This is a genomic window from Clostridium transplantifaecale (assembly GCF_900626075.1).
In the GTDB taxonomy this organism is placed as follows: Bacteria; Bacillota; Clostridia; order Lachnospirales; family Lachnospiraceae; genus Otoolea; species Otoolea transplantifaecalis.
Genome location: NZ_UYZY01000001.1, coordinates 681046 through 699879 on the forward strand (window position 1 = coordinate 681046; position 18834 = coordinate 699879).

The 18834-nt window shown below is 47.5% G+C and carries 11 protein-coding genes; all 11 read right to left on the minus strand.

The window, feature by feature from the left end:
* Window positions 1–18 precede the first annotated feature (18 nt).
* Window positions 19–1002, minus strand: a complete 984-nt coding sequence (locus EJL91_RS02995) for a dipeptidase (RefSeq protein ID WP_125140474.1) — start codon at window positions 1000–1002, stop codon at window positions 19–21.
* 97 nt (window positions 1003–1099) lie between these two features.
* Complete coding sequence (locus tag EJL91_RS03000; protein ID WP_206429447.1) at window positions 1100–2284, minus strand: ABC transporter permease; 1185 nt, start codon at window positions 2282–2284, stop codon at window positions 1100–1102.
* Complete coding sequence (locus EJL91_RS03005) at window positions 2268–2981, minus strand: ABC transporter ATP-binding protein (protein ID WP_125140475.1); 714 nt, start codon at window positions 2979–2981, stop codon at window positions 2268–2270. Before EJL91_RS03005 ends, EJL91_RS03000 begins: the two co-directional genes overlap by 17 nt.
* A gap of 16 nt (window positions 2982–2997) precedes the next feature.
* Window positions 2998–4749, minus strand: coding sequence for an efflux RND transporter periplasmic adaptor subunit (locus EJL91_RS03010; RefSeq protein WP_206429448.1), 1752 nt, complete (start codon window positions 4747–4749; stop codon window positions 2998–3000).
* Window positions 4750–4766: 17 nt separating this feature from the next.
* Window positions 4767–5861: an S-layer homology domain-containing protein gene (locus EJL91_RS03015; protein WP_125140476.1), complete on the minus strand. Its 1095-nt coding sequence runs from the start codon at window positions 5859–5861 to the stop codon at window positions 4767–4769.
* A 334-nt stretch (window positions 5862–6195) separates the two neighbouring features.
* The gene (locus EJL91_RS03020) at window positions 6196–7077 is read right to left on the minus strand and encodes a patatin-like phospholipase family protein (protein ID WP_125140477.1); all 882 of its coding nucleotides are present in this window, start codon (window positions 7075–7077) and stop codon (window positions 6196–6198) included.
* Between the two features lie 61 nt (window positions 7078–7138).
* Window positions 7139–8686 (minus strand): DUF4153 domain-containing protein, encoded by a 1548-nt coding sequence (locus tag EJL91_RS03025; RefSeq protein ID WP_243125215.1) that lies wholly within the window; start codon window positions 8684–8686, stop codon window positions 7139–7141.
* A gap of 2 nt (window positions 8687–8688) precedes the next feature.
* Window positions 8689–8895: a helix-turn-helix domain-containing protein gene (locus EJL91_RS03030; RefSeq protein ID WP_125140478.1), complete on the minus strand. Its 207-nt coding sequence runs from the start codon at window positions 8893–8895 to the stop codon at window positions 8689–8691.
* A 15-nt stretch (window positions 8896–8910) separates the two neighbouring features.
* Window positions 8911–9363: a DUF2975 domain-containing protein gene (locus EJL91_RS03035; RefSeq protein WP_125140479.1), complete on the minus strand. Its 453-nt coding sequence runs from the start codon at window positions 9361–9363 to the stop codon at window positions 8911–8913.
* Between the two features lie 238 nt (window positions 9364–9601).
* Window positions 9602–11152: a cardiolipin synthase gene (gene cls, locus EJL91_RS03040; RefSeq protein WP_125140480.1), complete on the minus strand. Its 1551-nt coding sequence runs from the start codon at window positions 11150–11152 to the stop codon at window positions 9602–9604.
* Window positions 11153–11409: 257 nt separating this feature from the next.
* Window positions 11410–18768 (minus strand): SpaA isopeptide-forming pilin-related protein, encoded by a 7359-nt coding sequence (locus EJL91_RS03045; RefSeq protein ID WP_164516735.1) that lies wholly within the window; start codon window positions 18766–18768, stop codon window positions 11410–11412.
* Window positions 18769–18834: the final 66 nt, after the last annotated feature.

Consider the following 18834-nt stretch of genomic DNA (forward strand, 5'->3'; position numbering starts at 1 on the left):
AAAATCAACGTAAAATATTTACTTTCCCCATACATCACGGTAAAAACGGAGTACATTCCGGTAAAAAATCTTCTCCACCTCTTCCTGTTTAAAACCCTCACGGTAGAGCGCTTCCTCCAGCAGATGGAGCGCCGCCGGTGAATCGATTTCCAGCGTTCCGCCGATTCCGTCAAAATCGGAGCCCAGGCCGATGCACTCGATTCCGCCCACATTTCTGATGTGTTTAATATGGCGTACCATGTCGCTTACGCGGCTCGTCCCCCCATCCTCATTGTCATTTAAAAAGACCGGACAATAATTGATGCCAAGCACACCGCCCCGTTCCGCCATGGTCCGGATCATCTCATCAGTCAGGTTTCTCGTATGGCCTGCCACGGCTCTGGCATTGGAATGGCTGGCGGCAAACGGCTTTTTTGTCATTTTGGCTACATCCCAGAAGCCCGCGTCACCGAGATGGGATACGTCCACCGCCATTCCCAGATCTTCCATCAGTTCCACAAATTCTATTCCTTTTTTCTTAAGCCCGCGTTCCGTCTCCGGCACCGCCATCCCTGTCTTCATATCGACTCTGTTCGGATATGCCAGGTCATTTTCAAAATTCCATGTCAGCGTCATCATTCTGACGCCCTCACGGTAGAAATCGCGAAGCACGTCCGTGCTGCCGTTACAGATTCCGCCTTCCTCAATCGTCAGGACACCGGACATCCTCCCCTCACGGTCGTTCTGAAGAATCTCTTCCACCGTGGATGCCTGCCTAATTAAATCCTCATTCGCCGCCATCTCCTGTTTGAACAGGCTGCAGGCCCCCCTTGCGAAACCGTATGGATCCGGCTCCTCTTTCAGGATAGTAAAAAGGGCGAAATTCTGCGCAAGGCAGTCGCCCTTCTTAAGCCTGTCCAGATCAACATGGCAGTTGTTTTCTCTTAATTTTTTCTCTTCCCCGCTCATTTTGTCAAGATACATGGATGAGATTGTGTCACAGTGCATATCAATGAATTTCATAGCGTAACTCCTCCGACTTTTGTTTATAGGGTGATTTTAGCACGAAGGGAGGGGGTTGGCAAGAGGGGGAAAAATCAGGACGCCGGGGGGAACCCTTTTATTCACTCCTCAACGCCTCAATCGGATTCAGCCGGGCTGCGCGGGCCGCGGGCATATAGCCGAACAGCAGTCCGATTCCCACCGACACGCTGAAGGAAATGAGAATCGACCCGGCCGTCGGTACCGCCGTCATTCCCATTAATTTCCCGATTGCTCCGGTCAGCACGCAGCCCAGGATGATTCCTATGATTCCGCCGATGGAACTTGTCACGGCGGCCTCTATTACAAACTGCTGCATAATCGTTCTTCTTTTTGCTCCCAGGGATTTGCGGATTCCGATTTCCCTTGTTCTCTCCGTTACGGATACCAGCATGATGTTCATTACGCCCACACCGGCCACCAGCAGGGAGATTCCGGCAATTCCGCCGAGCACCATAGACATCATCGCTATCATGGAGTTCAGGGAATCTAAAAGCTCACTCATGGCTGTAACCGTGTACAGATCCTCATTCTTAAATATTGGGTAAAGAAACGCATCGAAAAGCGCTTTCACTGTCTCGGTGTCGCCAGCATCCTTCGTGGTAAAAATATAATTGTTGATCGTCCCGTTCCTGGACAGCTTCATTGCGGCTGTATAGGGAATATAGATAAAATCATCGCTTCCTCCCTCATCCACCGCGTCGCTCTCGCTGGTCTGGCGTTCTACGCTGCCTACGATCTCGTACGCCTCGCCGTTGACCTTGAGCGTCTGTCCGATAGCCTTGTCGGCCCCTCCATAGAGCTCTGTGGCGAGATAATATCCGATGACGCAGACCTTCTGTCTGGATAAAATATCGGAGTACTGGATAAAACGCCCCTGCTGGAGCTCCTGGCTCTTTAAATCCAGATATTCTTCGCTGACGCCGGTGATCGACGTGCTGGTCAGAGATTCATTTCCCGATTTTACCGTTCCGTTGACGCTGACATTCGGTGACATCTGGTCAAAATAGGACTCGTTTTCCTCATAGAATTCATACATCTGGTCGACGGACACCGAGCGGGTGCTCAGATTTACCAGATTGACTGAAATCTGGTTGGTGCCCATGCTGGAAAAGCTTTCCGTCATATACGACATCTGTCCATTGACCAGGCCAACCAGGATAATAACGGCCGCAACGCCTATGATGATCCCAAGCATTGTCAGGAACGAACGCATTTTATTGCTCCATATGCTTTTCAGGGCTAAACTAAATGACTGCCGCATACTCTTCCACATCCCCGTCGAAATTAATTTTACCGTCGTGTATCCGGACTACTCTCCGGGCCTCCATTGCGATGGAGCTGTCATGGGTAATCATGACAATGGTATTGCCCTCCCGGTTGAGTTCCTTCATAAAATCCAGCACGTCACGGCTGGTTCTGGAATCCAGGGCTCCCGTAGGCTCATCGGCCAGGATCAGGGATGGGTTTCCGGCCAGCGCCCTGGCAATGGAAACCCTCTGCTGCTGTCCGCCGGAAAGCTGCTGCGGTCTGCTGGCCCATTTATCCGCCAGCCCCACCTTTTCAAGTGATTTCATCGCCTTTTCCCTGCGTTCCGATTTGGAAAGTCCTGCATAGAGAAGGGGAAGCTCCACATTTTCCAGGAGATTATCTCTGGGCAGCAGGTTATACTGCTGAAAGATAAATCCAATCATCTTATTGCGTATCTCCGCCAGCTGGTTGTCGCTCATATGGCTGACATCCTCTCCGCCCAGGTAATATTCCCCATCTGTGGGCACATCCAAAGCGCCTATGATGTTCATCAGTGTGGATTTCCCGCTGCCCGATTTACCGACAATCGCTACAAACTCGCCCCGCTCGATGCTCAAGTTAATCCCGTCATTAGCCCTCACTTCCTCGGAACCCATCTGATATGTCTTATGAATATCCTTAAGCTCAATTAATGGCCTGTTCTCATCCATGTTTCCTCACTCCTTCTTACGGCCGGCCGCCGCTGTGGCTGCCGCCTCCCTGGCTGCCGCGGTTTCCGCCTCCCTGGCCGCCTACCGGCACATCCATCTGCATCGGCATCATCATCGCAGCGCCTTCGGAGCCTGCGCTCGATTCAGCCACATATACCACATCGCCCTCCTGTAAATCACCGGAGGTAATTTCTACATAATCGGAACTGATAAGCCCCGTCTCCACTTTCACTTCACGGAAACCGGCCGGTACGCGTCCCTGTGCCTCCGTGACGGAATCATCCTTCACATAAACCTTGTTGCCCCTCTGAAGCGCGTCCGCAGGCACCGCCAGGGCGTTTTCGGCGGAATCCACGATAATCGTTCCGTCCACATTCATACCCGGAAGCAGGCCTCCCACTTCGTCCAGAGTCACGGTAACAGGATAATAGGTCACGCCGTTGGAACTGGTACCCTCCAGGCTGATGCCGGTTACTTTGCCGGTAAACTCCTGATTTTCAAACGCATCCGCCGATATCTGAACCGTCTGGCCGACTTTTACGCTGCTGATATCTAGCTCATCGATATTCATCTGGAAGGTGACGGAGGACATGTCGTATATAACGGCCAGAGCCGAAGCGCTGGAACCGTTCTGGACCTTATCTCCCACCTTGTAGCTCTTTTTAATTACGGTTCCCGATATCGGCGCCGTAATCGTATAATCGTCGTATGTATCCTGAGTCGAATCGAGACTGGACTGTGCCTGTTCCAGGCTCGACTGCGCGGAATCCATGGAATCCTTATATGTTTTAATCAGCTTTTCCGCAGTGCTGGCCTTCATCCTGAAAATCGGACTGCCTGCATTTACAAAATCTCCCTCATTGACCAGAAGCTCTTCCACCTCTACATTGGAGGAGAGATCGGCCGCCATCACGGTATCCACGGTCGCTGTAAACGTCCCGTCCCCGCTTGAGACAAACTCTCCCACGGCTGCGGTGGCCGCCATATCTACGGTGAGGCCTCCCGGATTCTCCACCTGGATAGTGACATAACGCACCAGCCGTCCTCCCGTCATCGTTTCATCCATTGTGCTGACGCTTGTCACAACACCCGCCAGCTGCTCCAGCGTATCACTTAAGGTGAGGGTCGCGGCGCTGCCGGGAAGAATGGCCGCCGCCTCCATATTTAAAAACGGCACTTTGATTTTCATAATCTGGTCATTGTAAATGTCGGCAATCTGGGTATTGGAGCTCACCTTGTCACCGGCCTCTATATGAAGCTGCTTGATATAGCCCGATTTGGTGGACTTGTAGGTATTGCCGCTGTATTTGCTGACCGCTTCATTGTAATCGCTGACCGCAGTATTATAATTGCTCTCGGCCCTGCTCACGGAATTGTTGGCGGAACTGAGCTTTGATTCCATCGAGGATGCGTCGATCCGGTAAAGACTTTGTCCCGCCTCCACCTGATCTCCCTCTTCAAAATCGGCCTCTATCACCTCACCCTCCGCCATGGAGGTGATACTGTATGTATCTTTGGGGGATATGGTACCCGAGGACGAAAGCGTGGATGTAATATTCTGCCTTACCACGGACGCGGTATTCACCTTCTGCCCCTGCGCCGCCGCTTCACTGTTTTTCTTCTGTCTGTTTATGAAAAAAACGGCAGATGCACACAGGATGATTATCATCGCAACAAGGATGATTTTCTTCTTTTTACCGCCCTTTTGTGTTTTCTTTACGCCTTTTTCCCGCATCCGGCTGAACAGGCTGATCACTTTTTCATTCATTTTGTTCTTCTCCCCGACTACTCAATATAATCGATCAACTGATATTCCGGACTGTCGTTGTCGTCGTCCGCGGATGCCGACTTGTCTTCCCAGATAACGATGATATCATCGCCAACCTTCAGATCGCCGTAAACCGAAAAAGCAAACTGCATGTCGGAGGTGGTCAGTTCATACTCCGTGCCGCTGACAACGATGGAGGTCGGTATCATGACATCCGAAGATTTGTAGTAAATTGCATCGAGTGTGCCCTCCGTGGCGCCGCGGCCGCCGTTTCCGCTCTCCGAATAGCCGTAAACTGCCCTTGAGGTCGTGTTGTAGTAGATAACGATTGCCTCGTCCTCCACTTCATCCGCCGTTGCCGACTCACCGTCCAGATAAAACGAGGCCTTGGATACGGAAAATGGAAGGATGCTGCTCATGCTTCTGTCTTTGACCGCAATCGGCCCCTTCAGCTTACTTTCCAGCGCCTCCAACGGATTGATCTCCCCGTCGGATGTCAGCGTAAAGTCGAGAACCGAGGCGTAAACAGTGGAACTGGTGGCTTTCTTCCCCTCATTTTCTTTTGTATTGGTTTTCATCAGGTTGTAAAAGAGATTGACGCAGTCAAAACGGCTCAGGACCTCCGTGCCTGATTTGCCGATCTCTTCGTCCAGTTCCAGATAGGCTGCTTTCGCCAGCCTGTTCGCCGCCTGGTTATTTCCAAAATCCTCATTCGTATATCCCAGAAGGGTTAAAACTGCTTTTACCGCCTCCTGCATAGTTATATTTTCATCCGGTTTGAACTTGCCGCCAAGGTAACCCGTCATCCATCCCTGTTCGACGGCAGTTCTTATGTAGGAGGCGTACTCATTATTCCGGTCTACATCCGCAAATATGGAAACATTGTTTTCTGCGCTGATGCTGCTTCGGTAGGTGGAGGCATTTACAAGCATCTTCGCAAATTCTGCTCTCGTCACCAGACTGCTGTCGTCGGACTGCGCCGTCATAATTCCCGCTGCCGTAATCACTTTCTTTCTCATGCTGTAGCTGGAAGAAGCCTCGGCCGTCATCGGAACTGCCGCTGTGATTGCCATAACGGCTGCCAAAGAGACAGCCATGCGTTGTCTGTTCATAGAAAAACTCCTCTCAATATCACTCTGTTTTTAACGGTTCAATCCCTTCACAATTACCGCTTTGCAGGACAGCGTTCTCCGTTTTACCGGTATACCGGCTTTAGGACCGTTTCGCCCGCTATTTCATTTATTTTCCATCGAATTACTTTGTTGCCACTATAACAATAAATTGTGTGCATTTTGTGTTCTAACTGTGAAAATACCGCGTATTTGTATGATAGCAAGCCCTTTCCCCCGCAGGAGTATAGGCTCTCAGAAGAGTACCGGCAGTCTGTTCCGGCCTGTTTGAAAGCAAAAAAAGAAGGCGCGCCCGCCCGCAGACGCCGCCCTCTTTTTACTGAATCTTATTGTCTTCCCCCGGAGTAATGCCCAGATAATCCGTCAAAGCCGTCAGGCGGCTCTCCGCAATTCTGGTTCCCTCCTCATAAAGTTCCTGGAGCTTTCTTACATCCTGCTCAAATCTTGAAACCCGGACCGGGAATTCGGGCCGGATGACAAAGATGCGCCCTTCCTTCTCCAAGTTTTCAATCTCCTCCTGCATCGTGTTATACCGTTCCGGCACCTCGTAGAGTGCGTTTAGCAGATTTGGCAGAGGCGCAAAATAGCGCTCATACGCCCTTCTGGTAAGACTGCCGACCGGTTTCTTCCGATAACCGCTGTGGCGGGTTAAAACAAGGACCACCTTTTCATACCCCAGCTCAAAGGCCCTCTCATAAGCGATAGGAAGTGACACTCCGCCGTCCAGGTAATTCTTATGATCCACCTTTACCATCCGCGAAAGCATCGGGATACTGCTGGAGGCCCTGACCGCCTGCATCATCTCCGGACACGACGACTTATCGAAAAATTCCGGTTTTCCCGTTTTGCACCTGGTGGCCACCACTTCAAACTTCTGCGGCGAACTGTAGAAAGAATCGTAGTCGAAGGGAACCAGTTCATTGCTCAGTTCCCCGAATACAAAATCGAAATTGAATATCAGCCTGCTTTTCACAAGACTTCCAAGTCCCATATACCTCTTATCGTGCAGATATTCTTTATTAATGCGGAGCATACGCCCCTTTTGCCCGCTGATGTAATTCATCCCCGCCATCGTTCCGGCGGAAACTCCGTTTACGTAAGAAAGCTGTATCCCATGTTCCAGCAGTGTATCCAGGACACCCGCCGTAAATACGCTGCGCAGGGAGCCGCCTTCCAGTACAAGTGCTCCTTCAGTCAATTTAAATCCGCCTCTCCTTTCTTCCTGGACAGGCCCGCTGCCTTCGCTCTGTAAAAGCCGGTTACAAAAAGCCCATCATCAGGTTTGCCTGGTGCATCCAAACCTCCATATTGCTGTATGCCAGCAGGAGGAAGGTGACCGAGGCAAAGATAACCGCCGGCTTTATGGCATTTCCCCGCTTCCAGGTACAGTAGAAAAGCCTGGAGAACGCGACAAACAGCGCCGCCATAAACCAGCTGGTAAATACCCTCTTAAAGGTAAAACCATATACACTAATATAAAGGCACATTTTGGAAAATGCAAGTATAATAAATCCCAGCGTTTCCACACAGAGCAGGGAAAGTATTCTTTTGACCATCCGGTTCTCCCCGTCGGAAAACACTTTTATAAAGTAAAAAAGCATAAAATTGATAACCGCGATAAAGCAGAGTTCAAAAAACCCCTGTCTGGCGTATTCACTGTATACAAAACTCTGTTGGTGTGAAAATGCCTTCATAAGGATATCGGAGAATTTGACCAGGAAAAACAGGACATACACTCCGCAGACAGCCGATGAAAAGGACATCATAACCATGAAAGGAATCCTGACCGCCGCACCGGCTCCGCCCGCTAATTTTTTTGTTTTTGTCACTTTTGCATGAAAGGCTCCGTAAAAAAGGCCAAAGAAATAAAAGGTACCTAAAAATACCAGCAAATTTAACAAAAAATCGCCAAATAAGAGTGCCTCAAAAAACTTCTGTGTCAGGTTCAGGCAGAATTGCGAAATCCCCCCTGTAAAAGCCGAAAAACTTTCGTCAGCCGCCGCCAACATTGGCAGGACAATGATAAGAACAGGAATACTCATGACGATTCCAAACAGAATCTGCCCCGCTTTATCCTTCTGCCTTTTCTTCGTCTCCTGATCGCCGCTCCTTAATTTTCTCACTCCGTGAACCGTCACCAGAAATGCCTCGTCAAAATGGGCAAATGGAATGACAAAAAAACCTCTCAGCAGATCTCTGATACAGCTTTCATCCAGCCGCCCTCTCAGTCTTGCCCCTCCTATCGTGAGCAGCCAGTAAACACCCGCTCCGTGCAGAAACAGTGCAACATAGGGCATAATATCCTGCCGCTCCCAGTCCTGCTGCCCCGGAAGATATTTGACAAGAAACCACACCGCCGCTGCCGCCATGAATACAAAGTAGAGTTTCCCCTCCCTATCCATCTTCCTTCCGGAGGACGACAGATAAAAAATCCCGGCAAATGCAAACAACGCCGTAAACAGCGGAAGCCAGGCGTCAGGGAAGACCCCCGAACCTCTCACATAAGCCCAGGAAGCAAATGCCGCGGTAATAGCAAGGATATAGTCATTCCATCCATATTCCCTGCGCCGTGTGATAGTCTTATCTGCCGGATCACTTACGCCGGCCGCTGATACCGGCGTATCTGCTCCTGTACCACTTTCAGGAAGTTCCTGCTCTTTAAACATTTGTTCCTTGTCAGTCATTAATTTTTCTTCAGGTTTTACTTTCTCTTCACGCATTAATTTCTCTTCGGGTTTTAATTCCTCTTCAGACACCAATTCTTCAGCCGCTGACTTTTCTTTCGGCATTAATCCTTCATGATCCATAATCACTCCTCCTCAAACTCCAGAATATCTCCCGGCTGGCAGGAAAGTTCCCGGCAGATGGCTTCCAGCGTGGAAAACCGTATGGCCTTCGCCTTGTTGTTCTTCAGTATCGACAGATTGGCCGGAGTGATGCCCACACGCTCCGCCAGTTCACCGGCAGACATCTTGCGCTTTGCCATCATCACATCCAGATTAACTATGATTCCCATTTAAGCCCCTTCCCTCTATACTGTATAATCATTCTCTTCCTTGATTTCCCTGGCCCGTTCAAAGACATTCTTAATCACCCGGATTAACAGTCCCATAAAGGCCGCGCAGGCCGCTATAATCAGGAAGAACACATAGTAAGCCGTGGAAACCAGGCAGACGGCGGCAACGACAAAACACATCCAGCTAATCAGCCTTAAGCATCTCACATTCTCCTCGCTGAAAATCTGTTCCTCCCCAATCCGTCCGATCATCCTGTAGAGATTCCATAAAATAATTCCAAGAGGTACGGCGCTTACATAGATTGTCGCCGTGAACAGCAGGGCGTCCTTTCCGCGCGCCGAAAAGCTGTGGTTGACAAATTCCCTCGTCATCACCGGGCAGAACGCCACAACCAGCACATACGCCGCCGCAAATAAAATAATAAAAAACTTAGTCAGGCCTATCGACTTTTCATTATTCCAGTTCATAAATAAAGTACACCTCCGGGGTAAATTCAGCTTGGTAAACGGACCATCGCTGTTACAGGAAGTATAGCATGGTAAAAATTGAAAATCAATATATTTTTATCGTTTTTCGATATATTAATGATGTTTTTCGGAAAATGTAAGAAATGGCAACGGGCGTAAAAAGGAAGCTGGCGGGAAAAGGCAAAAAAACCGTTTTCCCGCCAGCTGCAGCATTTCATATGAAACTTTTTATACTATCTTACATTAAAGGGGCAAACAGCCTGAGCGCCTTACCCGCAAAGCGTTTGAGCGGCGAATACCGGCGGCACTCTTCCACCGTAACCGGCTGGCACATCCCGAGGGTTGCCTGGAAATCTTCTTCCACCGTTAGAACTGTCGTATTTTTATACAGATAAGCTGCACACTCAAAGTGCAGATACAGGCTTCTGTAATCCAGATTGATTGTACCGACCACTGCTTTCTCATCATCACTGATAAACATCTTGGCATGGATAAATCCCGGCGTATATTCATAAATCTTCACCCCAGCGCGCAGAAGCTCCTCATAGTAGGTTCTGGCTAACAGGTATGCGTAAAGTTTATCCGGGATATGCGGCATAATGATGATCGTCTCAACGCCCCGCTTTGCCGCATATTTTAAGGCGGTCAGGGTCACATCATCCAGAATCAGATAGGGAGTCATAATATGCACATATCGTTTCGCATGGCCCAGGATATCAAGGTATACCTGTTCTCCCACATTTTCCCCGTCAAGCGGGCTGTCCGCATAGGGCATGACAAATCCCGTGCTGTCCGCCCCTTCCGGCAGCCGGTAATCTTTCGGAACAAGGAAACGGCCATAGTCCTCTTTCTCCATTTCCGTCACTCCCCAAAGCTGAAGAAACATCATCGTAAAGCTGGCTACTGCGTCACCCTTCAGCATAACGGCCGTATCCTTCCAATGGCCGAACCGTTCCTTTTTGTTAATATATTCATCGGCCAGGTTTACGCCTCCGGTAAAGCCGGTGTGACCGTCAATGACGCAGATTTTCCTGTGGTCGCGGTTGTTCTGGTAACTGGAAAGCGCCGGTTTCACAGGGGAAAACATCTTGCATTTAATGCCCCTGGCCCTCAGTGTTTTAGGGTACGAATAGGGAAGGAGCGCAAGGCTGCACATGCCGTCGTACATAAACCGGACTTCCACCCCTTCTTTTGCTTTCTGTTCCAGGACTTCCAGAATCGAATTCCACATGAGTCCCCGTTCCACAATGAAATACTCCATAAAAATAAATTTTTCTGCTTTTTTTAATTCTTCCAGCATCTTTGGATACATATCGTCTCCCAGAGGAAAATATTCCACACTGGTATTCTTATATACCGGAAATTTTCCGTACCGGTTCATATATCGGGCCAGGTTGCCCTCGCTGGAACTGATGCTTTTGTAGTCCTCCATCACTTCCGGATCCTGTATAAGAAAAGGTTCCACCTCTTTTGCCAGGTACTGGATTCTCCTGTTAATCAGTTTCACTCCCGGCTGCAATTTCAGGAACAGGTAAAAAAGAGTTCCAAACACCGGAATAATAAGAATAGGCACTACCCAGGATAATTTAATGCTGCTGTTTTCATCATTGCTGATAATATAGATGAGCACAACGGCGCTCAAGAGGGAAGATCCGCCGTATACATAAATCATATACTCCCTCAGCCAGTTAAATCCTGCCATCAGTACGCCAAACTGGATTAAAAGGAACAGGACGAGAAAGGTCGTCCTGCCAAAAATAATTCTTAATAAGCCCCTCAGTTTTTTCATATGTATCATTCACATCCTTTTATTATTTAGAAAATATTTTGGGATGGATCTCCTCCCTCGCGGGAAACGTACTGCTGCTTTTTGATCCATAAAGGAGATTATATCATTTCTGCGCAAAAAGCGATAGAGTAATTTCACCCTATCGCTTTTTGCAGGTATGCTGCAGTTACTGTCCGCTCAATCCATAAGTACAATACGGTTATTTGCCGCACCATTTACAAATATGCATTTACTGCTGCCTTTTCTCCTTAAATCAATCAGTCACCCTTCCGGTATTTTCTTCTGTTACAGAGAAGTATAAACATACCTCCAAGCATGATAAACACCAGCGCCGAACAAGGCACCGCTCTTTCGCCCATTTTGGGAAGCGCTGCCAGCGGCACGCCGCTCTCATCAACAGTAAAGAGATATTCTCCCAGCGGTACGTCGTTGCCGTCAATAATAGTGAGGCCGTAATTGCCGGACGGCAGTTTCCTGTCTATCGTCACGCCATTTTCATATTTTTTGCGGAATACCTCCTCGCCCTGACCATTTTTAACAACAACGTGGTCAATGCGGTCATCCGGAATCTCTACATGGATTCCCCCATTCGGAGCTTTTCCTATCACCGCAGGCGGCATTTCTCCCTGTTTCGACGGAACGGTTACTGCGGGCGGCGTCTCTGAAGGCGGCGCCGTATTTTCTTCCCCTGGACTTTCAGGGGACGGTGTTTCCTCCGTTTTTGTCTCAGCTCCCGGTCCGGTCGGAACTTTGCTGCTTCCGCCTCCGGAAGCGCTTCCACCGCCGCCTCCGCCATGGCTTCCTGTGCTTTTTCTTCTGTCCCCAATCACAATCTCTCTTAGTTCCTCATCTTCTGTCATATCTGAATCTGCCGTATTTTTCGTCAGTTCAATTCCCTGATTTTCCATATCGGAAGACAAGGTGACGCGGTAAGAAGTCGCAGTGTTCAGATAATAACCGGACGGCGGGGTGATTTCAGCCACAAGATATATTCCGTATGGGATATCCTCGAAGCGAAATACGCCGTCGCTGCCGCTCAGCGCTGTTTTACCCAGATAAACATTTTCTTTTGTAAAGCTTTCGGCGTCTTCTTTAAAAAGGCCCATTAAAGCTCCATCCAGACCTTTGGAATTCTCCGTCACAGGAGCGGTTACTTTTCTGCCGGTTATGGTTCCGCGTTTCAGGTGATTTGTGAACCTGGCTTCCCCGCCTCTGACGATTCCGTCTACGGTTTCAATCCTGCCGTTCCATATAAACGGATCCAGAAGATAGGTTCCCTGTTCCGAAGTCCTTCTGCTCTCCACCTCTTTCACCTGATAGGAACCGGATTTTACGTTCTTAATAAGAATCGTGCCGGCTTTCCCTGTTTCCAGATAAACGCCGTCGTCTTTTATTTCAATTATGGCAGCGCCCTCTACATCTTCCTCCCTGAGTCTTTCCTGAATTGGAGTTCCCCCCACATCCCGGCCGGTCAGAAGGAATCTGAAGCCCGAAATATCGGTTCCGTCGGCTCCGGAAAGAATAGTTCCGTCCTCCGCCTCAACCAGCTTCTGAATCAAAATCGCCTCTTCCAGGAATGAATTGACAAAACTGCTGCCATCCGCATCATTCGATATCACGTATTCACCGTGATCGGCGCCGGTTCCGCCGAGCGCTTTCTGTTTATTTATAACATATACGTTTTCATCGGCCCGGTATCCGGCGGGAGCCATCTTTTCTACGATCTGATAAGAAATATCTCTGCCATAGTATAAGACCGGCTGTGCCGCCGATGCTTCCACTGTTCCGGCCGTCTCTGTTACGCCGGAATAGGTAAAGTAATCCCAGATACTGCTGTCCTTCAGGAGAATCAATTCCGGGTTTTCAGCCGGATCCGGCAGGCTGTGTATTCCTCCTGCTGATTCCTTCAGTCTGCATAACTCCGTCACCGTACCGTTCTCATCCGCGGCCTGAAGTACAAATACCGCATTCTCCAGCGGACGTTTATCCGCATCCGTTTTGTTGATTCCGATTCGGAAGGTTTCAGCCGCGTTGTCAAATTCCAGCCTGTCGATGGAACCGGATGCCGCAGTGGCAGTTGTGTGTTCCTGAACTTCCACAGCCATCTCCATATCCGCCGCACCGGTAACCGGTACATATCCGTCAGGCGCTTTCATCTCACGCAGTCTGTATTGACCAACCGGAACATTCTTAAACATTACGATTCCGTCTTCATTGGATTCAACCGTTGCATAAGGCTCTGCGGCATTCAGTTCAAAGAGTCCGAATACGGCACCTTTAAGCGGCTTTTTTTGTAAGGTTCCTTTATCCGAATACCACGCACCGTTCTTTACAGCTTTAACACTACCTGTCGCCGACTGAATATTGTAATAGAGCAGTGAGGTTTTCTCAGCGGCGATTTCCATTTTTTTATCTCCGCTGTTCAGAACGCCCCCTGACTTTTTATCAAGGCCGACATAGACGGTTTGCTGATCCTGCGTAATTTTAAAAGGAATATAACCTCCGTTATTTACCGTATCCAGTTCTGAATCTTTTACAAAATCCGGAGGACAGCCTGTCTCTTTCAAATAATACTGTGTATTTAGCAGCAGCGTATTATAGTCCGAAATAAAGTTACCGTTTTCCTGCGTAGTAAGCACCTCAACCGGGGTTAAAAGATCCGGAGAGCCGCCTTTATCACCATATACCGTAAACTCAGCGCCTGCGAGACTCTTACCGGTTAAATAAATTTTACCGTCTAACTTCTCAGCCTGAACTTTGTTCACCTGAATATAGCCGTAAGGAACATTGTTTTCTACTTTTAAGTCAGCCGGATTCTTTGGCTGGTAAAAGACAATACTATCCTCCGTTACCGCTTCCACCTCCTGTGAGCCAATCACTATGTGCTGAGCCGGATCCTGAGCCGTTACATTCCTGAAAGTTACGGTTCTGGCTGCTGTCTCGTCTGTCTCTATTGTAACCTCAATTTTCTGAAGAACCTGGTTATCGGACAGGATACCGTTTACGTCCTCCGGCTGTTTCTCTGTAAACAGATAAGTACCGTCATAAAAATTCTCCGCGTTAACAAAGCCTGCATCATCAAGACTGACTTCCGGACAAGGCAGGTACTCCATAAATCCTTTGTCTCTTGTGTCTTCCCTGCTGTTAATGTCTGCAACAACCGGAGATTGGGATGGCTCCATCTCGTTTTTAAATATTTGTCCGCCATCTCCAAGACGGGAAACATAAAACGCCACCCGGAGATTTTCCCCTGCTTTTAACACCTGACCTGTCTGCGTATTTTTTGTAAACCTGATATTTGTTTTGTATGGTACATTTATGGCACTGTATGAAGCATCTTCTTTTATCAGCAGTTCCCCTGTCATTTCCGGCTCAAGATAATCCCCCGTATCCGGATCCAGACGGATTTCAATTTGTTCCTTCTTGTCACTAATCTCATACCCGGCTGCAGATTTTTCGATGAGTTCATAAACTCCGGGATCCAGATTTTCAAAAACAACTTTTCCATTGGTATCGCTCTTTGCTTCACGCTTTACAAAACCTCCGGAGGATTCCAGCGTGAACACAGCTCCGGAAATTGTTTCTCCTTTATCACCTTTCTTTACAAACTCCAGCCTGTTACCAGTTGAACCTGAGTGCGGAGTGTTATCAATGGAAACAGTATCCATATATTCCCTGCAAATCTGGACATCAGGAACCATCTCCCGGAACTTGGCGATAACATCTGGATCCGTGCTGTATACAAAGTAGGCCGGTTCCGCCAGTTTAGTATATCCTGGAGGCGCCTTTGTTTCCGTCAGGCGGTAAAGCCTGTCCCGCTTAAACCGCATGAAGGTTGCTTTTCCATTCCCCTTTGTCGTTTTGATAATTGATTCGTTGCCGGGATCTTCCGTATTCTTGTCTTTCATTAGTTTCAGTTCAAATTCTGCGCCTGGAAGCGTTACTTTCTTTGTATCTGAATTCGAACTGAATTTTTCAATCATCAACGTGTTAATAAGATTTCCGGTAACAAATTGTTTCAGATTAAAATCATTCGCCGATTCTGCTAATGATTCCCTGCTCCCCTCCTCTTTTCCGGAACGTGTAACAGTGATATCATTCGTCATATTATTTTTAGCTGTATTATCTACCAGCCAGGTCGAAAATTCCACTACAAACGGCTGATTAGAAAGCTCGGACGGCGTAGCCGGAAGAGTGATGGTAAAACCGCTCTCATCTGCTTTCAGATTCAGCTGATTAGATGCATCATGAACCGGTTCACCTTTTTCGTAGCTCCCATCCTGCTTTACTGTGGCCCTGTAATACTTAAATGAGTCGGTATCCAAATCAAGGGCGTCTATCAGATGATCCGTTATCACCACCTCCGACATGTCCACGGCAGTTCTGTTGATAATAAGGCTCCAGTCGATCTTTCCCCCGCCAGCAATATACTTTCCATCTTTAACCAGGTATGGACGTAATCCTTCATTCACAGCCTCAGCCTCGGCCGACACTGCCGTTTCACCACCAATCGCCTCTCCTGATTCAGCATCATAAGCGAAAACATAGCCGGTTAAGTATGCATTATTCTTAAAAGTCACTTTATCCTGCAGCTTAAATTCATCGATCCTGTACTTCTCATCGACGTCTGTCAGAAATTCGATTTCATAGCTGTCATTCGACTGATACAATTCTTCCGAAGATCCTTCTTCCCTAAACGTGAAAGTTACAGTATTCCTGGAATATCCATTCTCAGTTAAATTTTTCTCCTCTGCAACGCTCATAATGACAGCGCTGCTATCTGTTTTTGTAAATCTGAACTCCGGCAGTTCCGCTGGTGTGGCCGCCGGGACTTTCTCACCCGAGACTTCCTTGCCCGAACCGTCCTTCATCTTTACCGACGTCACTTCGGCTAAAGATACCCCTACAGGCAGCTCGTCTGTGATTTTTTGTTCTTTTATCAGCACATTGGACAGATTGGCTGTAATACGCCATTTTATTTGATTTTTTTCATAATCGTAGTTATTACCGCTGCTGACATTCATACTTTCTTTTTTAAGAAGTACATTTGGTATAATTTTTGAAGCGGATATTTTTTTCTCTTTTTCTAAGATTGGATCCTTGCCTGAATATAGCTGATATACAGCATCGTTTGATACGGAACCTCCATTTGTATTACTGAATATTAGTGGATCTACTACTTTAGTCACAATTTCAAAAATGTAGAAGTCGTCCTGAGAGACTTTGCCAATATGGATTTCAATCTTTTCTCCCGTTTTTTTACCATCTTTATCCTTTACCTCTGAGATTACATATCCCTTTGTTCCACCTGTCACTTCTGTTAAACGCGGCAGTGCCAATATCTCGTTTCCAAACCCTGTATCCCTGTTATACTTTTTTAATACCAATTCCTGCTTGTCATTGAAGGTGCTGGCAAGAATCTGCTGTTTCACATCATTGAAACCGTCCTTTATCACGATGTCATCCAGAGTATTTCCAAGCTTATTAACCTCAAACTGCCAGGACATAATCTGTTTGTTTTCTATATAATTTCCGGCTGTTTTTTCAACCACATTATACTCCACTTCAATCTGGCTGCTCATGTTATAATCAAAGTACCAGTCTCCGGAGCCTGTACCGCTGCCTTTTTCTGTTTTGTAAAAAAATCCGGCTGCGTTATTAAGTTCTATTTTATCGCTGAACTGACTGTCCCCCGTTTTTTCAGACAATTTTGTCTTGTATTTGATTGTGACTTTTTTATTAAGGATATCTTTCACCGGAAGGATAAATGCGGTATAGACCGTAGCCGTTCCGTCTGATGAACGATATTTATAGGAAAACTTCTGCGCTGAACCGTTCCCATTTTGGCTGTCATTTTCCAACACTTCCAGCGCGCTTGGGGATGCCTTTAAAAACTCAAGTGGATCCGCTTCTTCCGACTCAAAGTATTCCCCTGAATCATGCAGTTCCACTTTGCTGTTGGCTTCGTCACCATCTATAGTAATTCCATCAGAAGTAATTCCATCAGAAGTAATTCCATCAGACAGTATATAGTCCTGAGCTTCCGATTCCGTCCAGTCGATTATATAGGCAGATTCTATCCCGCCTCTTAAAATGCTCTGGAAATTTATCGTCCATTCCACAATATTTCCGTTGTGTCCGTGCAGTTTTCCGTCCTTTTCCAGTGTTCGGTTTAATTCCATTTCTGTACTGATCATATTCGAATCGACAAGGTTCTTAAGCTCTTCACCGTTCTCTTCTTTCAGTGATGCCCTGTTCTCAAATTTCTTAGTATAAACATCCTCCGCATAGTCCGGAATACTTTCATACTCTTCCTCTGTAAGGCGGGCCACAACTGTAATACCAGCTTCGACAATATGACCGCTGCTGTCTGTCTTCTGCCCCGGGTAATCAGAGGCATCGGAAGCGCTGGCGATCTGGTATTTCAACGTATAAATACCGTCTTCTTCTATTATCTGGTACTCCGATGGGGTTGCCAGCAATTGCCCTCCCTTTCCTTTCTGTCCGGCCCAAACTTCTCCGATTTCAAGTCCTTTAGGTAACGTATCAACAATCCATTTTCCCGACAGATCGGCTGTGCCCGAACTGCCCCCTGATTCCTGAGACATGTACTCTCTAAAAAGGCTTCTTTTTTTCTTTTTACCTAATTGATCATATTTATTTTCAAGGCGTTCACGGCTGTCGGACCACTCCTCCAGTGACTGCTCTTCATCCTCGGATATCGGTTCTTCCGATTCCATCATTTCAATATATTCTTCCAGCGTTATTTCATCTCTTAATTCGCCGGCTGTGGCTGCTGCTGAATCAGAGGCCACGCGGAGCACCGAACTGCTCGCTTTCGGCGGCTTCACCTTTGCTGTTATTGTATATTCAATTTCAGTCCCGTTCACTTTGTCCGGTCCTTTTTTTACCAGCTCATACTCACTTTCTTCCCCCGGTTCCGGACTCTCCCCTCCGCCATTCAGGCTCAGTTCCACCTCTCCGTCCGGATTCACCTTAGCTTCTATTTCATCACCTTCTTTGGCTCCGTTTGCAGAAAAATCAAAAGCCTTCATAAAGCTCACGTTTTCATATGCATAAGCATACTCTTTATAAATTGTGAAACTTGTCTCCAGCTTTCCGTTTCCCTTATCCGTAAACTGATAGGAACCAATAGGAGTTCCTTCTGGGATTTGACCGTTATTTTCAGCAACCAGAGTTCCTGTGGATTTGCCTGTGAACTTTATTTTATCGCCACAACTAATTATAAAACGAAACTTCACCTGAGGTAAAAATTTATCACCATCCCCAGTAACCCAGTCTTTTAATTCTCCGTTACCACTATTAGCCTCATACTGTTCTCCGGCATACTCTAATAAATTATCTGAATTTAACGATGCCTCTATACTAAAACTGAATTTCCCGTCACTGCCCACATTTCCCGCCGATATTTTAATCTTCCCGAATGCATCTGACGGTGAAGCCGAAACACTTTCTGTAATATCCACCCATGACGAAGAAGCAAAAACAGGCAATACCCTGCCCGATACCATAGTCTGCAGCAGTATCACGCAGATCAGCACCCAGGACAGCCTTTGCTTCCATTCGTTCCTCAGTCTTTTTAACTTTTCTTCCATACACAAGTCCCTCTTTCGTATCATTTCTTTAAAGCAGAAGATTCATTAATTTCATACCGGCTTATT

Excerpts from the sequence above, each read along its gene's own strand:
- EJL91_RS02995 (WP_125140474.1), bottom strand. The coding sequence starts at position 1,002 with ATGAAATTCATTGATATGCACTGTGACACAATCTCATCCATGTATCTT.
- EJL91_RS03000 (WP_206429447.1), bottom strand. The coding sequence starts at position 2,284 with ATGCGGCAGTCATTTAGTTTAGCCCTGAAAAGCATATGGAGCAATAAA.
- EJL91_RS03005 (WP_125140475.1), bottom strand. The coding sequence starts at position 2,981 with ATGGATGAGAACAGGCCATTAATTGAGCTTAAGGATATTCATAAGACA.
- EJL91_RS03010 (WP_206429448.1), bottom strand. The coding sequence starts at position 4,749 with ATGAATGAAAAAGTGATCAGCCTGTTCAGCCGGATGCGGGAAAAAGGC.
- EJL91_RS03015 (WP_125140476.1), bottom strand. The coding sequence starts at position 5,861 with ATGAACAGACAACGCATGGCTGTCTCTTTGGCAGCCGTTATGGCAATC.
- EJL91_RS03025 (WP_243125215.1), bottom strand. The coding sequence starts at position 8,686 with ATGGATCATGAAGGATTAATGCCGAAAGAAAAGTCAGCGGCTGAAGAA.
- EJL91_RS03030 (WP_125140478.1), bottom strand. The coding sequence starts at position 8,895 with ATGGGAATCATAGTTAATCTGGATGTGATGATGGCAAAGCGCAAGATG.
- EJL91_RS03035 (WP_125140479.1), bottom strand. The coding sequence starts at position 9,363 with ATGAACTGGAATAATGAAAAGTCGATAGGCCTGACTAAGTTTTTTATT.
- cls (WP_125140480.1), bottom strand. The coding sequence starts at position 11,152 with ATGAAAAAACTGAGGGGCTTATTAAGAATTATTTTTGGCAGGACGACC.
- EJL91_RS03045 (WP_164516735.1), bottom strand. The coding sequence starts at position 18,768 with ATGGAAGAAAAGTTAAAAAGACTGAGGAACGAATGGAAGCAAAGGCTG.